The sequence below is a fragment of the Alteribacter salitolerans genome, assembly GCF_016901055.1.
GTDB classification, from domain to species: domain Bacteria; phylum Bacillota; class Bacilli; order Bacillales; family Salisediminibacteriaceae; genus Alteribacter; species Alteribacter keqinensis.
The window spans coordinates 249,900-272,950 of record NZ_JAFEUX010000001.1 but is presented as its reverse complement, the minus strand read 5'-3'; the positions used below and the strand labels follow the sequence as shown (position 1 = coordinate 272,950).

The window sequence follows — 23,051 nt, the reverse complement described above, 5'->3', positions numbered from 1 at the left end:
TTGACTATTCCTCCTCTGTGACCATTAAGTTTTCACTGTCCAGAATATTCGTTTCCTCTTCGAGACTGAAGGCCACATTTTTCTCTATCCATTTACGCCTTGGCTCGACTTTGTCACCCATTAATGTTGAGATGCGTCTTTCCGCACGGGCAATGTCGTCAATGCGCACTCGTACAAGAGTACGGGATTCAGGGTTCATTGTTGTTTCCCAAAGCTGTGTCGCATCCATCTCACCAAGACCTTTATACCGCTGAATGGTATAGCCCTTACCGATTTTTTTCATAGCTTTTTTCATTCCGTCTTCGTCCCAGGCATATTCGACCTTCTCTTTTTTCCCGCTTCCTTTACTTACTTTGTAAAGGGGCGGAAGAGCGATATAGATCTTGCCTGCTTCAATAAGCGGCCTCATATACCTGTAAAAGAACGTAAGAAGAAGCACTTGGATATGGGCCCCGTCTGTATCTGCATCGGTCATGATAATTATTTTATCGTAATTGATGTTCTCAATATCAAAGTCCGGTCCAACATCTCCTCCGATAGCATAGATAATGGTGCGGATCTCTTCGTTTTTCATAATATCGGCAAGCTTGGCTTTCTCTGTGTTGATAACCTTACCACGGAGTGGAAGTACCGCCTGAAACTTGCGGTCTCGTCCCTGCTTTGCAGAACCTCCTGCAGAGTCGCCCTCTACCAGGTAAAGTTCATTTTTCTCCCGGTTTTTTGACTGGGCAGGTGTTAACTTCCCGCTAAGCATGGCGTCTTTACGCTTATTCTTCCTCCCGTTACGGGCATCCTCACGGGCTTTACGTGCAGCTTCACGTGCCTGGGCTGCTTTAATCGATTTTCTGATCAGCGTGTTGCTGACCTCTGGGTTTTCTTCAAGGAAGAAGCTGAGCTTTTCACTGACGATGGAATCCACAGCTGAACGTGCCTCTGTTGTTCCAAGCTTTCCTTTTGTCTGACCTTCAAACTGCAGTTTATCCTCCGGCACGCGTATAGAAACGATAGCCGTGAACCCTTCGCGGATGTCATTTCCATCAAGATTTTTATCTTTCTCTTTCAGTAGCTGAAGCTTTCTTGCATGTTCATTGATGATTCGTGTTACTCCAGCCTTAGCCCCGAGTTCATGGGTGCCTCCATCTTTCGTCCGTACGTTATTAACAAATGACAGCATGTTTTCGGTATAGGCATCACTGTATTGAAAGGCAAAATCCACTTCAATTCCCTGCTGTTCTCCCTGAAAAGAAACAACGGGGTGCAGCGTTTCCTTTTCTTCATTCAGGTAATCAACAAATGCTTCAATGCCAGTATCGAATTGGAAAACATCACGGACAACTTCCCCTTTAGGGCGTTCGTCAACGAGTTCAATCCGCATGCCCTTAATTAAAAATGCTGCTTCACGGAGACGTTCCGACAACGTTTCATAGTTGTAGTGCACTGTACTGAAGATAGATGGATCAGGTTTAAAATGAACGACAGTACCGTTTTTACGGGTAGTGCCCTTCCTTTCTAGGGTTGTAACGGGCTTCCCCCCGTTTTCAAACCGCTGCTGATGCACCTGGCCATCCCGGTAAATGGTCACTTCCAGAAACTCGGAAAGTGCGTTTACAACAGAGGATCCGACACCGTGAAGACCACCGCTGGTTTTATAGCCCCCCTGGCCAAACTTACCTCCGGCATGAAGCACGGTAAATATAACTTCAGGGGTCGGCTTCCCGGTAGCATGCATTCCTGTAGGCATACCCCGTCCTTCGTCTTTTACACTGATACTTTCATCTTTATGTATAGTTACTTTTATATCATTACCGAAACCGGCCAATGCTTCGTCGACAGCATTATCGACGATTTCGAATACGAGGTGATGCAGACCCCGGTGGTCTGTACTGCCGATATACATACCAGGACGTTTCCTGACAGCATCCAGACCTTCTAACACTTGAATTGCATCATCGTTGTAAGTAAAATTCTGCTGCAATCTTGTTACTCCTTTCTATCTGTTCAAGCCCGCTTTCCAATTTTAAAAATGAATCTAATAAAGAATAGAATATTATTAACGGTTATACTATCATATCACACGAACGGACGTTCCTGTCAGTGAGATGATAAAATCATGGTATTTAGTGGAAAGCGCCTTTAGCACTATGTTTAATGTAGCGATTAACGTTTCATTTTTCAAGGAGTTTCCGCAATAATTGTTGAAATAACAGGATTTATTCTTCTATTATTACCCCGAAAACAAGAAAAGTCCTACTGTCCGTCAAAACCTTTCACTCTATTTTTGTTGTCCCCATCCTTTCCATTCTCTAAACGAAAATCGCGGATAAGGAGATAAAACAGAAAAATGCCCCCTCACCTGACTGGGAGAAGGGGCGTCTGTCATTATTTTGTTAACGCGTGCTCTACTTTTATACACCGGTCCATAATCACAGTCATTCCGGCTTCTCTGGCTATTCTGTAAGCTTCTTCACATTCAAGTCCCAACTGGGCCCAGAAGACATCAGCTTTCACTTTAGACGCTTCTTCTGCCACACCTGCAAGGTACTCGCTTCTCCTGAAGACATTAATAATATCCACTGGTCCTTCCAGTTCACTTAGTGAACCCAATGCTTTTTCCCCAAGAACTTCTGAACAGTTGGGGTTAACCGGTATGATTTTGTATCCGGCATTCTGCATGGCTTCAGACACCTGATAGGATGTTCGTCCTGGGTTGTCTGAGAGACCGACGACCGCGATTGTTTTTGCAGAATTAAGAATATCTTTAATTTCGTCTCTCAATGGGTTGTTCATAAGTACAATCACTCCTCTTAAACAGACTACTTATTATCATACCTCTAATGTCCTGCTGCCAAACAACGGGTCATTTAACGATCATTACCGGGCATTTGACCCGCTTTGCAACCTTATGGCTCACGCTGCCAAGGACCATTTGCTGAAATTGATTTAACCCTCGGGAGCCAATGATGACAAGATCGTAATCACCTTCATTGGCTGCTTTTACTATTGAGGGCCCGGGGTCACCAAAAAATGCCTTTGTCTGAAATTGCACACCGCTCTCATTCAATTTATCAATGATCGGTGCCAGTTTCTCCACCCTTTCCTCGGGGATTGTTCTTATAGGGTATGCCTGGCTGAGAACATCAGACCTGACCGGTGTTTCATCAACCACATGAACGAGGTCAATCCGGGTGCCATTCTTTTTTTGAGCAATATATACAGCATTTTCAGTGGCACGCACGGCATGTTCGGAACCATCAGCTGCCAACAGGATTTTCTTGTACATCTGCATCCCCCTTCCGTATGTAATCGTTTACTTTTTAATTCTACAAGGAATGTCAATTTCCTTTATTAATAAGAAAAGTGCCCCCATTACATTGGAGGCACCTAAAAGAATTTATTCAGCCAGTAACCCTTCAGACACTAAAAATTCCCTTGCGACATCAGAAGCATTTTCATCTCCGACTTCAACCCTGTGATTCATCTCCTGCATCTGTTCATCACTGATCCTTCCGCCTAGCTGGTTAAGTACGTTTTCAATTTCCGGATACTGTTCCAGAATATCTCTTCGTACTAGTGGAGCTCCCTGATATGGCGGGAAGAGCGTTTCATCATCCTCAAGTACGGTCATGTCATACTCTACAATGTACCAGTCTGTTGCGTAGGCATCCATTAAATCAATATCTCCAGACTGTAACGCGTGAGGTCTGAGCCCGGCTTCCATCGTTACAACGTCAAAATTAACATCATAGACCTCCTGAATACCTAAATACCCGTCCTGACGATCTGCAAATTCGTGAGTAAATCCTGCCGTAAGTTCGTTGTTATAATTTCTAAGATCACTGATGGTTTCCACGCCAAGTTCATCTGCTGTTTCTGTCATCATCGCAATGGCATACGTATTATTGAATTCCATCGGATCAAGAAAAACGAGACCGTATTCTTCATCCATGCCTTCCTTTGCCATTTCAAATACTTCCTCTTCATCATTCGTTTCCAGTTCTTCATCGAGGAAAGTCATAATTGCAGTTCCTGCAAATTCGAGATAAATATCAATATTGCCGGACTGTATGGCATTAAAGACAAAGTCGGTTTGACCAAGGTTTGGCTCCAAGTCAACAACGAGGTCCGTTGAATCTTCGATCAGCAATTTATGCATGTTAATGATAATCTCCGGTTCTGACCCTAATTTCCCCCCGATCGTAATGTCTGCCTGCTGGGGTCTGATGACTAATGGCGCTGAGACAATTAATAAAGCCACAACAACCACAGATACAATCGGCATGATCGAACTGCCTCCTGACCGCTTTTCTGTCACTCTCAGGACGGCATCGAAAAATAAAGCCAGCAGAGCCGCAGGTATTGCACCGAGTAGAATATATTCATTATTTGATCTTGCAATACCGAGCATGATTAAATCACCCAGCCCGCCCGCACCAATTAACGCAGCAAGTGTGGCTGTCCCAACGATTAAAACCATGGAAGTTCGTATCCCAGCCATGATTACAGGCATTGCGATTGGAAGCTCAACTTTATGAAGCCTTTTAATTGAGCTCATCCCCATCCCTCTGGCCGCCTCGACCAGAGAAGGATCCACTTCTCTTATACCTGTATACGTATTACGAAGGATCGGGAGCAGAGCGTATGCGGTTAAAGCAACAATAGCAGGGGTGGTACCAATACCGATTAACGGTATCATAAAACCAAGTAAAGCAAGACTCGGAATGGTCTGAAGCACAGCGGATGCACCTATTACGGGCTCAGCTATTCTCCTGTTCCTTGTAAGGATGATTCCAAGTGGCAAAGCAATAAATACACTTAATAAAAGAGAGATAATCGACAGCTGCAAGTGTTCCCATGTAGCTGCCCACAGCATGTCCTGTCTCGCCTGAAACAACTGTATAAAATTCTGAAACAATAAGATCATCGGGAACGCCTCCCCTGCTCACGGGAGTCATTTAAATAAAACATCACGTCTCTTATTGTAACGACACCAACAAGATGTCCTTCGTGATCTACAACCGGCAGTACATCCTGGCCTGTATGTTTAAATGTTGCTACCGTATCTTCAATTGAGGATTCAGGATGAATTGTGTCATGAAAAGCGTGAATCTCACCATCCTGCGCGATTCTTCCCAGAAACAGTTCCTGATCGTTTGAACAGACGAAGGGACCCGCATGAGTTTTCCCGGCCGGGTTTTCGAGATCATTCTGATTAATTATGTAGCTGGATTGTTTTAAAACGAGGTGATTCACTTCCTCTGACCATGCATTTTTACGGTCTCCGAGAAACTCTTTCACAAAATCGTCTGCAGGTTTTTTCAGTATGTTTTCAGGCGTGTCGATCTGGACAGCAGCCCCTTCTTTCATTACGCAGATCCGATCACCGAGCTGAAGAGCTTCGTCCATGTCATGGGTGACAAAAACAATCGTCTTTTGAATTTCTTTCTGCAGTTTTCCAATATCCTTTTGAAGCTGGTCGCGGCTCAGAGGATCGAGCGCACTGAAAGGCTCGTCCATTAAGATAATATCCGGGTCTCCTGCCAGTGCCCTGATAACCCCGATTCGCTGCTGCTGACCACCGGACAGTTCTTTGGGTTTTCTGTCCCGGTACGTGGCCGGATCAAGACCGACCATAGATAACAGGTCATCAATCCGTTTCGTAATCTCAGTCTTTTTCCATTTTTTTAATTCCGGGACAATAGCAATATTCTCAGCAATAGTCATGTGAGGAAAAAGGGCAATCTGCTGGAGAACATAGCCTATATTCCACCGGAGCTCTTTTATGTCTTCGTCCTGAATATCTTTACCGTTAATTTTTAGTATGCCTTCTGTAGGGTCAATAAGGCGGTTGATCATTTTCATCGTTGTTGTTTTTCCGCATCCGCTGGGACCTATCAATACAAAGAATTCTCCGCGGTTGATGCAAAAGTTAAGGGAATCTACGGCTTTTGTACCGTCATCAAACACTTTTGATACTGATGAAAATTCAATCATCTATCACACTTCCTTCTTTATTTAATACTTCATTTAAGCTGTAATTTGTGTCTGATTTAAGTGCATACTTTCATTAATATTCCGTTAATTTTGTGTTTTGAAACCTTCTTTTTTATACGTAATTACGGTACGTGAAATATTCAATCAGACACGAAAACACCGTGGACCACGATGGTACACAGTGTTTTTCAAGTCTTATTCAGATCCGATTTCCAATTCATTCATCCACTGGCTTACATGTTCGTATGCGGAATCAAAATGATTTTCCCAATCAACCAGAATTTCATTATTCATTTCTGAAGGCGGAAGGACAGTAAAGTTTCTCCCTCCTTCGCTCCGGTCTGTGTATACAGGAATAAAGCGTGGGTTATCAATGATCGTAAATGTGGCAGGACCTGCAATGACTTCTTTGACTGTTACCTGGGCCAGTCCTCCGATACGTCTTTTTAGTTCTTCCTGCCCGGAAATGAGGTTTCCGAGTGAGTAAGCGACAAAGACTTCTCTGCCGTCACTTGTTTTCAGCCATTCAAAAGGCTGAAGAACCTGGGGATGATGCCCAAAGATGATATCAGCTCCGGCTTCGGCTGCAACCGAGGAAAAATACGTCTGGTACTCGTTCGGGTAATCTGTATATTTTTCCCCATAGTGAAGGTTAAGGACAACCACATCAGACATTTCCTTTGCTTCTCTGATTTCACTTTCCAAGGTACTTTCTTCAATCAAAGAGATAAGATGATCTTTACCCTCAGGTACAGGCATGCCATTTGTGCCTTGGGAGTAGGATAAAAAGGCAAAAGAAATATTATTGATCTCTATGATTCTTACATTCTCTTTATCTTCCTGTGATTCATATGCCCCTGTATACGGGAGGCCACTGTCATTGAGATGTTTAATCGTCTCTAGTACACCCTCTTCCCCGTTTTCCAGTGTATGGCTATTGGCAAGAGTGAGCATATTAAAGCCGCTTCCTTTGAGTGCATCCGAAACTTCTGCTGAAGCGGGATACTGACTTCCACGCATCGTTTCCAGGTTAATGATTGAAAAATCAGCCTCGTTTATGTACGGAGTGATCTTTTCGAACATGGGAATAAAGTCAAAACCTTCTTCATTCCGTGCATCATCAAAGACACTGTTGGAAATGAGGACATCTCCTCCGCCGATAATTGTTGCTTCATTCTTTATTTGCATTTCTCTATGTAATTGAATTTCTTCACGAATAACCTTATTTTCATTTAAAGTAACCGGTGCCTGGCTGCTTGCTTGTTCTACAAACTTAAAACCAAAAAGTGTGCTGACCATCACAACCCCTGCCAGAACAACAGAAATAGTTGTTTTCATCGTAAAACCCTCTCATTTTTGAGCATTCTCATCTATCATAACAAAAACATGTCTTTTATGTAACGATTTATGACAATCAGATTACATTTTCGGTTATATTTTTCTTCTCTATAGTAGTGTTTAAGTCCCGCTTCGCTTTCAATGCAATGCCTTTTTACACTTACAAGAAGCATTTCTGCGTTTTGATGATATTATTTTAGGTTTACAATGACCTTTTCTACAGATGGCCGCCTTTATTTTACTTTTAGTGTCCACCCATCCCCCAGTAAATAAAAAAGCTGCCCCTGCCGGTCACAGACGACCGCGCGGGACAGCTTATCAGCACTTGAGCCATTACAGCCGGCTTAACAAGTACCTTTATTTCGCTTGCTGAATATTCAGCTTGTAAACATCTGAATACTTACTTTTCAGATAGTCGATAAGATATTGAGCGTTGATTTCTTCCCCTGTTGTTTCTTTCAGAATTTCAAGAGGGAGCTTACTTTTTCCGTACTGATGAACATGACGGGTCATCCATTCTTTAACGGGACCAAGGTCTCCATTTCTTAACAGCGACTCAAAGCCTTCGTTCATGTCTTTTCTCAGTACATTCATAAGTTGGGCCGCATAAACGTAACCTAGTGCGTAGGATGGGAAGTAACCGAAAGCGCCTCCGGACCAGTGAACATCCTGAAGAACCCCCTCCCCGTCATGGGAAGGTCGCACGCCGAGATACTCTTCCATTTTATCATTCCACGCTTTTGGAAGGTCCTTTACTTCTAGGTCACCATTAATCAGGGCTTTTTCCAGCTCGTAACGTACGATAATGTGAAGAGCGTACGTCATTTCGTCTGCCTCAATACGGATTAGGGACGGGCCGGCAACATTAATGCCTTTGTAGAACGTATCCAGGTCCACATTGTCAAACTGTCCTGAAGACTGTTCCTTCAGAAGATCATAATTCTTTTCCCAGAATGCCCGGTTGCGGCCGACAAAATTCTCCCAGAATAATGACTGGGACTCATGAATGCCCATAGAAGTTCCGGAGCAAAGAGGAGTACCGATGTATTTTTCACTGATGTTCTGCTCATAAAGGGCATGTCCACCTTCATGAATTGTTCCGAAAACCGCTGTTCTGAAATCGTCTTCATCATACTTTGTCGTCACCCGCACATCATTCGGGTTCAGGCCGATCGCAAATGGATGAACGGTTGTATCAAGACGTCCTGCCTCAAAATCATAATTCATCTGTTCTAAAATAATCTTGCTGAATGCTTCTTGTCTGTCTGCTGGAAAGTGCTTAAACAGGAAATCAGTTTCCGGCTGGTCAGAACTTTCTGTAACAGCTTTTACAAGAGGGACAAGCTGATCTCTTAAGTCTCCGAAAACCCGATCGAGGGTTTCTACAGTCAATCCCGGCTCGTAGTCATCAAGAAGGGCATTATATTTGTTTCCCTCATACCCTACCCACTCCACATAGCTGCGGTTAAATTCCACGATTTTTTCAAGATAAGGCCGAAACGTATCAAAATCAGCTTTTTCCTTTGCTTCCGGCCAGATGGATTCCGCATTGGATGTAAGAACGACATATTCCTGGAATTCTTTTTCCGGGATGTTTTTTTGTTTATTGTAAGCTTTTTTACATTCTGCTACAGAATCTCTTGTTACTTCATCAATTTCGTCTGTACCTGATAAATTATCAATGAAAGATGCCATTTCATCGGAAACAGACATCTGAAATACCTGGGCTGATAACGTCCCGATTACCTCAGCACGCTGGGAAGCACCTTTTTTAGGGGCACCCGTTCTCAGATCCCAGGCCATTAACCCGTGGGCTTCCTTAAAATTGCTCATTTTTTTAACATAGTACAGGAATTCTTTTTCCGTTTGTTTTACTGATTTAGTCAAGATGACTCAACTCCTCATAAATATCAATCCTTATAGTCTTCTTTGAAAAAACGTTATTTCCTGCCCGTCTTGGAAAAAAGTATGAAACAAACTCGTATCCTGTAACGATTCAGGGTCTGTGTGATAAAATGAACGAACAGACAAGGAGGCTTTTCAGATGGATTTAACGATAACCGATAATGCAGCAGGTTTATATAAAAAAGAAATGAATTTAACCGATGGGGACGCCCTGAGACTTTACGTCCGCGTTGGAGGAATCGGGTCAGGAGGATTCTCTGCCGGCATCACAAAAGAGCTCCCCGAAGGTACCTATATGACGAAAGAATCTGGCGGGATTACCTTTTGTATATCGGAAGATGATGAATGGTATTTTGACGGAATGACGATAGACTTCAATCAGGATCTTGGAGAAGTACAGTTTACGAACCCGAAAATTGAGGATGTAACAAACCCCCGCGGTCAATAGCACTTTTTTGACCGATTACTAAATGACTGCAAAGCAAAAGGCTCAGGAAGAGCAATACCTTCCTGAGCCTTTTTTATTCTTCATCCTTTGCTTTTTCAAGCTGACTTTCGAGTTTTTCAATTAAGTCATGTGAATATGCGCCAAGTTCTCCACTCATCTCATACTTTGTGGCTTCATGCAATTGATTTTTTGCATCATTCAGTGCATTCGTTGCCGTTTCAAGCTGTTCAGGGTTCATGCTCATGGTTGCCTGGCCGACCATTTTCTGAGCAGCTTTAATGGCCATTTCAACCTGCTGGATATCGTTAAACGGTTGTGACATATCAAACACATCCTTTTTTAGGTTCTGTTAAGCTCTGATGTTGATCTACGCTTCATTGCACTTTCCTCGGGCGTCGGGAGCCTCCTCGACATGCTGCTTCTTCCTCTGCCAGCCAGGCTCCGAAGCAGATGCGTCGAGGCAACTCGAAGCTTATACATGAAGCAGCACTCGCTTCTCCCGCAGGAATGTAGCGCATTCGCTGCAATGAACTTTTTTAAAATAATCAACAATGATTTTTAACTTATAATACTTTAACCCCTTTACCCGGGACGGTGTAAAGGCTGGTTGCTTACACATTTTTCTTTGTAACACGGCAAAGCATAATTATTATTGCCCTGTCATTTCCCGCACACGGTCTTCATTTTCATCCACCCATTGGCGTGCAAGATCTTCTTCATCTCCGCCGTCTTCTATTTCTGCTATCATTTCTTCTACCTCATCCACTTCAATACTCCAGTTAGAAAAAAACTCATAGGCTTCAGGGGCTTTTTCTGCAAGGTCTTTATTTGCCACCACATGAACTTCTGAAGTAGCAAAATAATCCTCATCTCCCTCCAGCACAGTTAAATCATATTCAACAAACATAGGGTGTGGGCGCCACCCGAGAAAGAGAATCGGTTCTTCTGAAGAAACGTGACGCTGGACTTCTGACAACATCCCGGATTCACTGGAAGCTACGTAATCAAGATCGAGATCAAAGGATTGAATCATCTCTCTTGATGTTTCAGTCATTCCTGCTCCTTCTTCAATGCCATAGATACGGTTATCAAAAAGGTCTTCCTGGCCTTTCAGATCTTCAATGGTTTCAACACCTTCTACATAATCAGGAATGACCCAGCCCAATTCTCCCTCTTCATAACTCACAGATACACTCTCAATCGTATCTTCATACTGATTCATGTAATTTTCGTGCATATCGGGAAGCCAGGCATCCATAAAGACATCAAGATCGCCTCTGGAAAGGCCGGTATAAACAGCCCCTGCATCTGCTTCCTGAAGCTCTACTGTATACCCCATGTCTTCAAGAATTTCCTTTGCAATATAAGTAGGGGGTATCGTTGACGTCCAGTTTGTCACGCCAAACCGGATTGTTTCATCCCGGTCTTCTTCCGTTCCTTCCTCTTCTTCTGCAGGTGCGGCCTCGTCTGTTTCATCCGTTTCCTCATCGATCCCGCAACCTGCCATGGCAACTGCCATAATCCCCAGCAGGGCGATCACAGCTATAAGAATAATCCAACGTTTTTCCATCTTTTTCACTCCTTGTATTTTTCTATCGTTCAGGCTTCAGCCCTTGTGTAATCCGGTCAAGAATGATGGCCAGTACAACAATCCCCAAGCCGCCTACAAGACCAAGACCGACGTTAACGCTCGAGATTCCGGACAGTACGATAGAGCCGAGGCCCGGAGCTCCGATCATGGCTGCAATAACGGCCATGGAAAGGGCGAGCATAATCGTCTGATTTACCCCGGCCATAATAGTGGGGAGAGCAAGGGGCAGCTGAACTTTTACAAGCATCTGCCCCGACGTGGAACCAAACGCCCTTGCAGCTTCGACAACATCACCCGGAACCTGCCTGATCCCAAGGTTTGTCAGGCGTACACAAGGGGGTGTGGCGAACACAAAAGTTGAGATAACTGCAGGTACTCCTCCAAGCCCAAACAGTAAAATCGCCGGAATCAAGTAAACAAAGCTCGGGAGGGTCTGCATAAAGTCCAGGACTGGACGTACAATTCGCTGAACCCCTTCAGATTTTGCACTCCAAATCCCGATTGGAATGCCGATTACAATGGACAAAAAGGTGGAGACAAAGATGATCGCAAGGGTCTGCATCCCTTCTCCCCATAAATCAACGCTTCCAAGATACAAAAGTCCGATCAGGCTGAATATAGCGACTCCTTTTCCTGCGAGATACCAGGCCAGGGCAACAACAATGATAGTCAGTATTTCTGCAGGAATCGCATTTAACATCCAGTTTATCCATTCAAGAAGCGAACCAATCATTCCGCCTATTGCATCAAAAAAAGGACCGAGTGTCGGTATGAGCCAGTCATTGACAAAATCATTTGTCCATTCTTCCAGAGGTAAGTAAAAATAGTTCATCGCTCATCCCCCTCAATATTAAGCTCCGTATGTGCCACTGGTGTCTCGTGAACCTGCAGAGCGCTATAATCCGTTCCTTTACCCATACCAAGTCCGGAAAGAATAGACACCCGGACAATGATGCCCCTGAGCCTGTCATTTTCAACAACGGCAATAGGATAGTTTGTTTCCGCAGCGGCAGGGATCAGATCTTCAAGGGGGGTATCTTTTTCCGCTGTTTTATAATCGTGTCTTAAGTACCCATCCAGTGGTTCCTCTGTATCAATCGCTTTTACTGCATCTTCAATGGTCAGAAGACCTTTTAACACGTTGCCTCTGTCCACGACAAAAATACTTGAAATGCCTTTCTCCTTCATGCGCCTCACCGCCACACGGGGACCATCCTTGGAAGACGTCACCACATCTGGTTTTTTCATCACATTCTCAGCAACCAGTACTTTCGAGCGGTCAACGTCCTGAACAAAGTTCGCCACATAATCATTCGCCGGCTCACGCATGATTTCTTCAGATGTGCCGATCTGAACGATAGAGCCGTCCTTCATAATCGCGATGCGGTCACCAAGCTTTAATGCTTCATCCAGATCGTGGGTAATAAATAAAATCGTTTTGTTTAATTTATCCTGAAGCTCAAGAAGTTCATCCTGCATGTCTTTTCGGATTAGCGGATCCAATGCACTGAACGCTTCATCCATCAGCAGAATATCGGAGTCAGTTGCCAGTGCCCTCGCCAGTCCCACACGCTGCTGCATCCCTCCGCTTAATTCATCAGGGTAGCTGTTTTCATAGCCGGAGAGTCCTACAGCGTGAATCGCCTCAACGGCTTTTTCTTCCCGATTTTTTGTATCCATCCCCTGAATTTCCAGTCCGTACTCCACATTCTTCTGAATCGTCCGGTGAGGGAGGAGGGCAAAACGTTGAAAAACCATCCCCAGTTTCGACCTTCTCGTATCGATAAGAGACTTCATGTTCATTTTCGTAATATCTTCCCCGTCAATGAGTACAGAACCGGAAGTGGGATCGATAAGCCGGTTTACGAGTCTGATTAAGGTGGACTTTCCGCTGCCGGACAGCCCCATAATGACAAAGAACTCTCCTTCATTTACGTCAAAGCTGGCCTGGTTTACTCCGACGGTATTTCCTGACTCTTTTAATATTTCATCTTTTGATTTGCCTTCTTTAAGCAGTGACACCCCTTTTTTCGGGTTCGGTCCGAATACTTTTGTTAAATTACGTACCTCAATTTTTTTCATAGACGTACTCCTTTACAAAATTCCAATTCACCTTCCTTTACTGTTTACATTTTTGTCATTTTCATGCACAAAAAAAGAAGCAGTCCGAAAAGGCATCATGCCTTTCAGACTGCTTCTGACGTAATATTAATCCCGGTCGAATCGCCGTTATTTTTTCGGCGGACGCGGACCCCAGAACTGATAAAAGTCGGTTTTGATATTTCCGTTGTATAGCTTTCGCTTTTTGGTTGCTTTCTTTCCGTAAAAAAGTTCAAATTTTTCATGGGACGTAATGATATAAACAGACCATGTCGGAAGGTACGTCCGATACACTTCCCCAATGTCTTTATAGAGCTTTTCAACTTCGGCTTTTTCATTCATACGTTCTCCGTATGGCGGGTTGCCTAAAATGACCCCGTATTCCTGTTTGGAACGGAGATCTTTTGCCTGCATCTGTTTAAAGGCAATCTGGTCAGGAAATCCTGCTTCCATTGCGTTGTTTGTGGCGAGGTCCACCATTTTGTGGTCTATATCTGTACCGAATATTTGAAGAGGCTGGTCATAGTTGGCCATATCCTCTGCTTCTTCATGAGCCTCATCAATCCACTTTTGTTTGTACCAGTCCCACCCCTCAAAGGCGAACTCACGGTTGACCCCGGGAGCAATGTTCTGTCCGATCATCGCAGCTTCTATGGGAAGGGTCCCAGATCCGCAGAAAGGATCCACAAAGGGCTTTTCCGGTGTCCAGTTTGTGAGGTAGATCATAGCTGCAGCCATTGTTTCCTTCAGCGGGGCCTCATTGTGGAGGTATCTGTATCCGCGTTTATGAAGTCCGGTTCCGCTCGTATCAATTGTCAGAGTAGCAATGTCCTTTAACAATGCCACTTCAATACGGTAAAAGCCCCCTGTTTCATCAAACCAGTCTTTCCGGTAGGCTGCCTTCATTTTTTCCACTACTGCTTTTTTTACAATGGCCTGGCAGTCCGGAACACTGTATAAACCGGATTTAACAGAACGTCCGATTACCGGAAATTCAGCATTCACCGGGAGAAATTCAGACCAGGGAAGTGCTTTTGTTTTCTCGAAGAGCTCTTCAAAGCTCGTTGCTTTAAATTCTCCTACTTTTATTTTTACACGGTCTGCCGTCCGGAGCCACAAATTGGCGCGGGCGACACCTTTCATATCTGAAGTAAAGATGACTTTACCATTTTCAACGCTTACATCTTCAAAGCCGAGGTCGCGGACTTCCTTTGCCACGATTGCTTCAAGGCCCATGGCAGCTGTAGCAATAAGGGTTAATTTTCCGTTCATGCCGATCATCCTTCCTTTTCTTCCGCAGTATTTATTCTTTATAAATTTTAACATTATCGTCTTCTATATATATCAGGCAGATTACAGCCAGCATAATGTGCTCTTTCCACAGTAGTACCGGAAAGAGACCTCGAGTGAAACGCCTTGTTTCTTTCTCAGCGTTTAAGCGTATGCCTCGAAGCAGACTGGGGCTTTCTTGCTTTATCACTTTAAGAATCAGGAAGAGTGTTATAACCCTTCAGTGAAATCCAACTTCGTTGAACGGAATACGCTCCCTCCGCGGAGTCGTGCCGATCCTCCTCAGGGCTTCGCCACTGCGGGGTCTCACCTGATTCGCACTTCCGCAGGAGTCTCTCGTATTCCGTTCAACTACGTAAAATGCGTTGTGAAAATATAAAATGAAAATGATAACTAAGTCAAAGAAAGACCCACTGCCTGGTAATATACGTTATTGAGTTATTAATTAGGATGGATATTTGTTTTCGTGAAAATAATTGCTTTTGCTGAAAAAGGTAATGAAGCTGAAGTGCCTGAGTCACCTGTGGGAGAGACGAGCGTTTGCATCAAGAATTAGCTTCGAGTTTTTTCGATGCAGATAGCTGCAAAGCGTTGCTGGCAGAGGAAGATGCAAGCTTAATTCTCCATGCTTGCCGGCACCACCACGGATGTAAATACTCGTCGCTTTTTGCTCCATTTATTATGTTAAAAATCAATTTATCCATTACAGCTTATTTATAACAACTTCCTTAAAATTGTATGTAAAAAACTCCACGAACACAAGGATCGAGGAGTTATCAGTTCAAAACGATGCGCCCAATGCGCTCTGTAAGCCATGTTCTGTTCCTTTGTACTGCCAGCGGGCGTGAGCCCTCGTACTCCGGTGGTAACCATCTGTCTCCAGACGAGAAAAACTCATCTGCCCCCTTCTCCGTTCAATTCCTTCGAAGGGATGCCCCTACCATATTTTGGGTTTCTCGCTCGTGGGGTTTACCGCGTTCCACTCTGATCATTTCTGAATCAGACTTCGTCACTGTGGCACTTTCAAGGGTACTGCACCATATCCAAAAAGGACTTAGGTGGTTTCCCTGCCGTCAGCCAGAAGGCTGCCTTGACTTATGAATTCGTCAAGCACGATCACTACAGTCATCGCAGACTGTGCGAGCATGGACTTTCCTCTGCACGCTAAAGCGCACAGCGATTACCCGAGCGTATTAAACACATCGTTTTGTTACAATTAAATTAGCGACAAAAATAAGTATAGCACAGTTTCACAGCCGCAAGCAAGACCTGGTTATAATTCCCTTACTTGTTCATCTGGACCGCTCGTTTCGACAGGAAGTCGGCTTCCTTATTCTGCTTTCCCGGTATCCACTTTATAAAACAATAATCAAAATGGTCATCCATAAGTGTAAGTGACTCATTCAGATACTTCTGGAACTCTTCTCTCTTTACGTATCTTTTCTCCACGGCGTCAGCTACAATCTGTGAATCTGTACGTAAAGAAATAATGGAGAATCCGTGACCGGCACAAATCTTTAAGGCTTCAATCAGTGCGGAGAACTCGGCATGATGATTGGTCATGGTTCCAAGGGGGATGGATTCTTTTATAACATAGCCTTCACCTTTAATAAAAATGCCTGCCCCGGAAGGACCGGGATTTCCGGCACTGGCTCCATCGATATATACTTCAACCAAAACACACTCTCCTTCAGTCCGCTTTATTCTTCATTCAGCTTACTGCCAAAAACATGCTTCTCCAGGTTGGAAAGGCGTCGTAAAATATCATAGTTGGTATTACCGCCATTGGTGTGCTGCTGTGGCTGCGGCTGGGGAGCTGTAAGCGGCTTATGACGTTTCGTCTGCTCACTGACTGACGACGCTTCTTTTTGCATCTTTTCAGCTTCTTTTTCCAGGACCTGAATACGTTTTTCAAATGCATCGTAATCTTTTATGATCTGATCCAGAAACTGATCAACTTCATCCTGACTGTATCCGCGGATACTTGTTTTAAAATCTTTTTCCAGAATTTCCTTTGGTGTTAAACGGGCAACCTTCTTTTGCATTGCGTTCACCTCATATTTACTGTACAAATAATGTACTTATTTTTACAAAAAGTTGTCTTCTTGTCAATTCCAATCTTCCTGCCGGGCTCTGATGGACTCTTCAATATCCTCCGGAGTGAGGTAGAAGACAGGGTAATCCGAAGCTTCATGCTTCTTTTTTGCATAGGTCAGGTAATAATCAGGAGACCCTGGAGTAAACTCGTCATACAGTACAAGAAAGGCGTGGCTCTTTTCTATTATAAACTGATTTTTCATTCTGAGCTGGGCCGGGTTTTCGTATGGCCGCTTTGTAATATAGTCAGTAAAATCACTATTTGACCAGATCATTTCGTAGGTTGCTTTCCATACTTCTTTCCAGCGTTCCTCCTGCTCATAAAACGGGGCCAGTGTTGCCAGCTGCAGATCAGGGTAATCATTTTTAAGAGCCAGCAGTGCTTCTGCAGCCCATTGTTCAACTCCAGGCTGTCCGCTTGTAATAAGCCATTTAAAATCTATCTCTTCTTTAAGAGCGCGGAGTTTTTCTTTTATGGCGTCTTTAAGAAAAGGAAGATGAGGATGCTTTTCGTCAAAGATCCCAAGCTCATTGGGTTTATATCCTGTTACGGCAAGGGCTTCATACATATATGTACACGTTCCTTTCACCCTCTAGTCTACCATAGCTTGGACAAAGGAAAAACGTGAAATTGTAAAAAAAAGAAGCGAAACCATTCAATATGGTCCGCTCCTACAGCAGCAGCCTATCTGCCGCATTTTCCGCCTTTGCCATACCCGTTAAACTGAGCTCCTGCCACCTGGCCAGGGAACCCCATGTTTGGCTGGGCCTGAGCTCCTGCCACCTGGCCAGGGAATCCCATGTTTGGCTTTGCCTGGGCTCCTGCCACCTGGCCAGGGAATCCCATGTTCGGCTGAGCCTGGGCTCCTGCCACCTGGCCAGGGAATCCCATGTTCGGCTGAGCCTGGGCTCCTGCCACCTGACCCGGGAATCCCATGTTTGGCTGAGCCTGAGCTCCTGCCACCTGGCCAGGGAATCCCATATTTGGTCCCATTTGAGCTCCTGCTACCTGCTGCCCGGGGCCACCTTGGAAATGCTGGTGAGAAACCTGGTCCACCTGAGAAAACGTCTGCGGATACGTGTGAACGTGCTTATATAAGTGATGAGCGACGTTTGTCGTATGAGTCGGATGCACCTCAGGTACAATGTACTCACAACACTGATGCGTCATTTGCTGTTTAGTCGGGTGAACTTGCGCTGGCATAACCTGACAATGACGACGTGGTCGTTGTTGCTTAAACATAAGTTGTATTCCTCCTTTTAGATTCGGTACACTATCAACCTATGTCAAACGGGGTGTACATGTACTAGTTATAAAACCTATTTTTGGTACTTTTATGTAAGACAAAGTAAAGATTTACCGTAGAAAAAAGTTCTTTATAAGACTTACTTGTGGTCTGTAAGCTGTCTATAATTCATTGTTTAATAAGTGAATAAAGTTTCATAATTCTTTCTTTAATGAAACTCGCACCTGCAGTATTCATACCCTTCGCTTTCCGCAGCGGTGGCGCTGAGCCTCCTCAGGCTTTCGCCCTGCGGGATCTCACCATGCCCCCAACTACCGCAGGAGTCTTCGGGCATTCCGGAGCCTGTAAAAACCAAAACAAAAAGGCTTGGACAATTCCAAGCCTCAGAGTGTAAAAAACGGAAACTGTACTGCTCCGTCTTTAGCTTCAGACATAAACCAGACCGTCATTCCAATTACAGCGAAAAACATAAGTAAAATCATTGTACGCATTACGTTATTAACTCCCCCACATTTAAAACTTACACAATTATTATTGTAAAAATTTTCTCCGTGATTTTCAACAGTTAATTTGCAGAAAATTGTTTTATTCGTCCGTTTTCGTCAAATTTTACACACTTTCTTATAATTCGACCCAATTATTATCGAAAAAAAGGATTTTATGCGCTCGCCCGGGAAATAATCTAGTAGGTTTATTTCCCATATCTTCAGGGAAATGATAATAAAACAACACGGTAAAACAAGGGGGATTGGTTTATGCCAAAAGTAGAAGTACCGGGATTTGAACCTTTCGAAACTACGGAAGGCACTAAGCTCGTTTTAGCACTCGAAGATAATGGAATCGATATCCTTCACCGATGCGGAGGGAAGGCAAAGTGCACAACCTGTAGGGTAGAAGTACACCAAGGCGACTTTGAGCCTCCGGGTGAAAAAGAACTTGCAAAATCACTTGAAGAAGGGTGCCGGCTGTCTTGTCAGATCAGAGTCACTTCAGACGTAAAAGTTACCCCTAAAATGACAGTTTCATCTACAGGAATGGACCCGGGACCACGACCGGAAAAGTAAGATCAAGACCGCAGAACCGGGTTTCTGCGGTCTTTTCCTATTTTGTTGTTGAGTTCACCGTACGTTGTTATTCCGCGCTTTTTCAGTTCTTCTACAAAGTGTAGAAATAAATCAGCTGTCATATGAGCATCATTTAAAGCGTGATGCCGCTCCCTTTCTTCCACCCCGACTCGTTTGATTACGCGGTCGAGATTGTTCTTTTCATCAGGATAGAGAAAGTTGGCTATTTCATAAGCATCAATATAATATGGGGCAAACGTTTTGATTCCCCACCTTTTTGAAAGTTCCTTTAGAAATACGATATCAAAACTGGCAGGGTAAGCGACCAGAACAGTGTTTGACATGAACTGAACAAACCGGAAGAAAGCAATCAGGAACGATTCCCCTCCTTTAATCTCTTTATTTGTAAGTCCCGTAAGTTTCATTACATCTTCTGAAACAGGCTTAAATGGACGTACCACCTCGTAAAAGTGTTCCGGAAACCGGATATGATTAACGTTTACCTTCATCGCCCCAATCGAAATCACTTCATCACCCATTCGGGGAAAAAAGCCTGTCGTCTCCAGGTCAAATACGGTATAGGTCAGATCATCAAGGGCAACATCGTCGATATTTCCTTCGGGCTCAATATCGTTCAACTCATGAATCAAGGCATTATACAAAGGACGGTTCTTAAAAATCCAGCCCCGTTTCATGGACTGAAACAGATGGATATCCAACATAATGTAGCGTAAATAATGAAGGACAGATACCTGCATATTATAATCCTCTGTTTCTGGCAAAGCTTAACTCACTCATCTGCTGCATCCGCTTAGCAACGAGCAGTGCTTCCTTGAGCTGCCTTCTCTGGTCCTTGGTCAGAATATGAGGGGACAGTTCGTTTGTCAGGGGAGTGTCCTGCCTTAACTGCTTCAAATTTTCCTGTATTCTGAGCTGATAAAGGTAATCAAGGGCAAGCTTTGCGTTCTTAGCATCCCGCGGATGAAAAACCTCTTCCTTGCTTAACACATGAAGACGTTTCAGCGTGCTTACTTCCTCAACTCCATACCGGATTGAAAAAATTCGAATGCCGTTTACAATCTGCATAATGGCAGCCTTCTTTAGATCGATAGTACGGTTCTTGCCTTTCGTACTGATTCTGCCGAACGCCTGAATCGGGACTCTGAAACGGATCGTATCTTTCATCAGCATTGCATGAAGAATTCTAGCCTTCTGAATCGGATTCGTAATCCGTTCACGCAGGTTCTCCGCAAGTGTAAAGTCTCCAAATAAAGGACGATAGTCAATAAAAATAGTAAAGTCCCGCACTTCCTGGCCGTCCGTTTCCCGAAGCCACCGGAAGACTTCTCTTTCCCAATGATCTATGGACCGGCGCCACTTCGATTCCTTTGCCATGATTCCGCCTGTGCACTCGGGAAACCCGCACTCGACAAGGCCGGCATTGATTTTTTCTGCAAAGCAGCGGAAGTACTCATCCACCTGTTTGCGGTTGTCCAGATGTTCATAATTGTCCAGAATAAAACCATTATCCTGATCCGTACTGAATGCCTGCTCTCCTCTCCCCTGACTTCCCATCACAATAAAGCAGTAATTAACCGGCGGGGAACCGTATCCTTCCAGCTTCATTTCCTTTAAGGCAGCCCGGATAACCTGAATATGAATTTGATCGTTGTACTTGGAGATAAATTCACTCATTTCCGTACCGTAGGTTTGTTCACTGAGCAGTTCCTCAGTAAATGAGAGGAAAGATTCATTTGATTTGGGAGAAAGCGCTGAAAGTTCACTCAGGCTTTTGGCATGATTGACGTTATAGTACAGATTTAAATATTCTGATTCATGAAGTCTTAAAAATGACTCTGCCGTCAGGATTCCCACTACTTTCTCTCCGTTGAGAACAGGAACAAGGTTAATCCTGTCATCTTTGAAGTATGTAAGCACCTCATAGCTGAAAGCGTCCGCCTGAGTGGATACGGGGCTGGTAATCATCCATTTTTCCACCTGGTCCTCCGGCACCCCGTGACTCAGACCCTTAAGCAGTTCAGTCTGTGTAATGGTTCCTTTCAGATGGTGGTCATGATCAACAACTGTAAGCCCCTGGCCTCCCCAGTCCCCTAGAGTCTTTGCTGCCTGCAGAATAGACTGATCCTTATAAATAAATCTCGGCTTATCCATAATGGTGTGTACCCGTGTTTTATAAAGAGCAATATTCTCGGTACTTGTGGACGTATTTCCTTTTTTCATTTCATCGTAAAGAGACTTCATCCGCTGCCCGATGCCACTCAGGATCGTGTCCGAGAATGCATTGTTTTCAGTCATAACCTTTAACAGGGCACTTTTTTTCAGTTTTACGGATTCGCAGCTTTCAAGGGCCTGTACAGAAAAATTCATTTCCCCTCCCGATAGAAGAATCATCAGCCCGATCAAATCCCCCGGGTAGTAGAATCGAACGGAAAACTGCTTTCCGTCTTCCCTGTGAAGCACATTTTTAGCGAGTCCTTTTAATAAAAAGTAAACTTCTACTTCTTCCTCGTCTTCATGGAAAATAAATTCGTTCTCCTGAAACGACTGACGAGTGGAGTCACGCACTACCGTTTCGAATTGCTCATCAGTTAACAATTGAAAGGGAAATGCTTTTCTCATTACATCAATATACGTATCTTCCTCAGTCACTGCGAGTCACCCCATTTCTCAATTTTAATTTCAAGACGTGTTTTTCGTTTAAGAAGACCTTCTGTTTTAGGTTTATGTGAACGCAGAAGGCGCGAGATCTTTTTCTCTGCTTCAATAGCCAGGTTCGTGTATGCCAGTGCTTTTTCATAATCTTTGTCCTGGTGTTCAATCAGTTTTGCAAGTTCTTCATACGCTTCCCTGGCTGCTTTTGATTCCCCGGTGCCAGTCAGGCTTTTTTCAAAAAACTCCCTCGCTTTTTCAGGATTTTTTTGTTTTTTATAAATATGACCGAGCTTGACATACGCTTCCTGGCGGATCCCTCCGTCGTACTCAAGAGCTTTTACATAGTGTGCCTCTGCCTGTTGTGAATTCTTCGCCTGTTCAAACCATTTCCCCATTTCAAGATGCTCTCTTCCGGTCGTTTGCACATGAGGCATATGGAGGAGTCGCTGGGATATCCGGGAAAACAGAACAATCAGGCTGAGAACATCCCATTCATGGTGTTTAAAAATTCCAAGCAGTTCTTCAGGATCCTCGTGATTCAAGTATTCGAAATAAAGAATCGGAGCAAGACTCCCCGGTGTTTCATTTACCCGCTTCACGTTCAGCTTTTCTTCTTCAACGATGGAAAGCCTGCACGAAGGAAGTTCGGCTTTCCAGAGCCTTCTCGCAGCATGGAGCAAATCGTAATGACCGAACAATGGCAGTTTTGGGACTTCGTTTCTGACAAATGCGTGCCGGGATTTTAAATGAGGCCAGTCGAATGCTTTTCCGTTATAACTCACAAGCTGATTAGTATCACTGAAATCCGTTAGAAAACCATGAAAAAATGCCGCTTCGCTCGCAGGGCCTGGCATAAAATGCTGAACGATTTCTACCTGATCTCCTTTGATCCGGGAATACCCCATCAAAAAGATCGTTGTCCCTGCCCCGCTTGAAAGGCCTGTTGTTTCTGTATCAAAAAACAACAGATCTTCTAAATCGACCCCTTTCAGAGACAGAGGATGACCTTCCTCTTCCTCCTGCCACTGCTTATGAACATGAAACAGGTCAGAAAACGCACTGCTCCCGTGAAAGGAAGAGACAGGGTATGTTTTTCTCCTGATAAGGGAGTATTCTCCTTCGTAAAAATGAAGTTCAAATCCAAAATCATACCATTTCTTTTCATATGAAAATGGAAACGATGATGTCTTTTCCTGTTCAGGATCAGGTCCATCCTTAGGAATTCTTTGTACAGAGTCAGTTTCTGTATTTATGTATCCCTTAAGCCGCTGCAATTTTCCTCTCACCATGTTCACGCTCCCCACTTG

At 44.1% G+C, this 23,051-nt stretch carries 21 protein-coding genes and 1 other RNA gene; 2 read left to right on the top strand and 20 right to left on the bottom strand.

The annotated features are described in order from the left end of the window. Positions 1-4: 4 nt before the first annotated feature. The 7 genes from parE to JSY36_RS01290 form a co-directional block, all read right to left on the bottom strand. On the bottom strand, positions 5-1,975 hold the full coding sequence (gene parE, locus JSY36_RS01320) for a DNA topoisomerase IV subunit B (protein WP_205164928.1): 1,971 nt from the start codon (positions 1,973-1,975) through the stop codon (positions 5-7). Positions 1,976-2,379: 404 nt separating this feature from the next. Beyond that, positions 2,380-2,787 (bottom strand): CoA-binding protein, encoded by a 408-nt coding sequence (locus JSY36_RS01315; RefSeq protein WP_205164927.1) that lies wholly within the window; start codon positions 2,785-2,787, stop codon positions 2,380-2,382. 70 nt (positions 2,788-2,857) lie between these two features. Next, positions 2,858-3,280, bottom strand: a complete 423-nt coding sequence (locus JSY36_RS01310) for a universal stress protein (protein ID WP_205164926.1) — start codon at positions 3,278-3,280, stop codon at positions 2,858-2,860. 111 nt (positions 3,281-3,391) lie between these two features. Then, positions 3,392-4,921 carry an ABC transporter permease/substrate-binding protein gene (locus JSY36_RS01305; protein ID WP_205164924.1) on the bottom strand — a complete coding sequence of 510 codons (1,530 nt, stop codon included), beginning with the start codon at positions 4,919-4,921 and terminating at the stop codon, positions 3,392-3,394. Then, positions 4,918-5,991, bottom strand: a complete 1,074-nt coding sequence (locus tag JSY36_RS01300) for an ABC transporter ATP-binding protein (protein ID WP_205164922.1) — start codon at positions 5,989-5,991, stop codon at positions 4,918-4,920. Before JSY36_RS01300 ends, JSY36_RS01305 begins: the two co-directional genes overlap by 4 nt. Before the next feature lie 195 nt (positions 5,992-6,186). Beyond that, positions 6,187-7,329, bottom strand: coding sequence for a CapA family protein (locus JSY36_RS01295; protein WP_205164921.1), 1,143 nt, complete (start codon positions 7,327-7,329; stop codon positions 6,187-6,189). Between the two features lie 357 nt (positions 7,330-7,686). After that, positions 7,687-9,216: a carboxypeptidase M32 gene (locus tag JSY36_RS01290; RefSeq protein ID WP_205164920.1), complete on the bottom strand. Its 1,530-nt coding sequence runs from the start codon at positions 9,214-9,216 to the stop codon at positions 7,687-7,689. Between the two features lie 157 nt (positions 9,217-9,373). Between JSY36_RS01290 and JSY36_RS01285 the strand changes: the two genes are divergently transcribed. After that, positions 9,374-9,682, top strand: coding sequence for a HesB/YadR/YfhF family protein (locus JSY36_RS01285; RefSeq protein ID WP_205164919.1), 309 nt, complete (start codon positions 9,374-9,376; stop codon positions 9,680-9,682). 73 nt (positions 9,683-9,755) lie between these two features. Here JSY36_RS01285 and JSY36_RS01280 read toward each other — a convergent pair whose 3' ends face one another. From JSY36_RS01280 to JSY36_RS01235, 10 genes are all read right to left on the bottom strand, one after another. Further along, positions 9,756-10,004, bottom strand: coding sequence for a DUF2564 family protein (locus tag JSY36_RS01280; protein WP_122896920.1), 249 nt, complete (start codon positions 10,002-10,004; stop codon positions 9,756-9,758). A gap of 327 nt (positions 10,005-10,331) precedes the next feature. Further along, complete coding sequence (locus JSY36_RS01275; protein ID WP_236784367.1) at positions 10,332-11,252, bottom strand: glycine betaine ABC transporter substrate-binding protein; 921 nt, start codon at positions 11,250-11,252, stop codon at positions 10,332-10,334. A 22-nt stretch (positions 11,253-11,274) separates the two neighbouring features. Further along, positions 11,275-12,105 carry an ABC transporter permease gene (locus tag JSY36_RS01270; RefSeq protein ID WP_205164918.1) on the bottom strand — a complete coding sequence of 277 codons (831 nt, stop codon included), beginning with the start codon at positions 12,103-12,105 and terminating at the stop codon, positions 11,275-11,277. Next, a complete protein-coding gene (locus JSY36_RS01265; protein ID WP_205164916.1) occupies positions 12,102-13,355 on the bottom strand; it encodes a quaternary amine ABC transporter ATP-binding protein in 1,254 nt (417 codons plus the stop codon). The genes JSY36_RS01270 and JSY36_RS01265 overlap by 4 nt, the downstream gene beginning before the upstream one ends. Before the next feature lie 147 nt (positions 13,356-13,502). Further along, positions 13,503-14,645, bottom strand: a complete 1,143-nt coding sequence (locus JSY36_RS01260) for a THUMP domain-containing class I SAM-dependent RNA methyltransferase (RefSeq protein WP_205164915.1) — start codon at positions 14,643-14,645, stop codon at positions 13,503-13,505. Between the two features lie 821 nt (positions 14,646-15,466). After that, an RNA gene (gene rnpB / locus JSY36_RS01255) (RNase P RNA component class B) lies at positions 15,467-15,855 on the bottom strand. Between the two features lie 92 nt (positions 15,856-15,947). After that, complete coding sequence (locus tag JSY36_RS01250; protein ID WP_205164914.1) at positions 15,948-16,340, bottom strand: reverse transcriptase-like protein; 393 nt, start codon at positions 16,338-16,340, stop codon at positions 15,948-15,950. Between the two features lie 23 nt (positions 16,341-16,363). Next, entirely contained in the window at positions 16,364-16,708 is a 345-nt protein-coding gene (gpsB, locus tag JSY36_RS01245) for a cell division regulator GpsB (RefSeq protein ID WP_122896924.1), read from the bottom strand. Between the two features lie 63 nt (positions 16,709-16,771). After that, a complete protein-coding gene (locus tag JSY36_RS01240; protein WP_249414017.1) occupies positions 16,772-17,350 on the bottom strand; it encodes an SLOG family protein in 579 nt (192 codons plus the stop codon). Positions 17,351-17,445: 95 nt separating this feature from the next. After that, positions 17,446-18,003: a spore coat protein gene (locus JSY36_RS01235; RefSeq protein WP_205164912.1), complete on the bottom strand. Its 558-nt coding sequence runs from the start codon at positions 18,001-18,003 to the stop codon at positions 17,446-17,448. A 759-nt stretch (positions 18,004-18,762) separates the two neighbouring features. Between JSY36_RS01235 and JSY36_RS01230 the strand changes: the two genes are divergently transcribed. Then, positions 18,763-19,071 (top strand): 2Fe-2S iron-sulfur cluster-binding protein, encoded by a 309-nt coding sequence (locus JSY36_RS01230; protein ID WP_122896927.1) that lies wholly within the window; start codon positions 18,763-18,765, stop codon positions 19,069-19,071. A gap of 2 nt (positions 19,072-19,073) precedes the next feature. Here JSY36_RS01230 and JSY36_RS01225 read toward each other — a convergent pair whose 3' ends face one another. Genes JSY36_RS01225 through JSY36_RS01215 form a run of 3 tightly spaced genes read right to left on the bottom strand, consistent with a single transcriptional unit; the run spans position 19,074 to position 23,033 of the window. Further along, on the bottom strand, positions 19,074-19,853 hold the full coding sequence (locus JSY36_RS01225) for a 3'-5' exonuclease (RefSeq protein WP_205164910.1): 780 nt from the start codon (positions 19,851-19,853) through the stop codon (positions 19,074-19,076). Next, positions 19,831-21,741: a DUF294 nucleotidyltransferase-like domain-containing protein gene (locus tag JSY36_RS01220; RefSeq protein ID WP_205164908.1), complete on the bottom strand. Its 1,911-nt coding sequence runs from the start codon at positions 21,739-21,741 to the stop codon at positions 19,831-19,833. Before JSY36_RS01220 ends, JSY36_RS01225 begins: the two co-directional genes overlap by 23 nt. Next, positions 21,738-23,033, bottom strand: a complete 1,296-nt coding sequence (locus JSY36_RS01215) for a ribonuclease H-like domain-containing protein (RefSeq protein ID WP_205164907.1) — start codon at positions 23,031-23,033, stop codon at positions 21,738-21,740. Before JSY36_RS01215 ends, JSY36_RS01220 begins: the two co-directional genes overlap by 4 nt. Between the last annotated feature and the right edge of the window lie 18 nt (positions 23,034-23,051).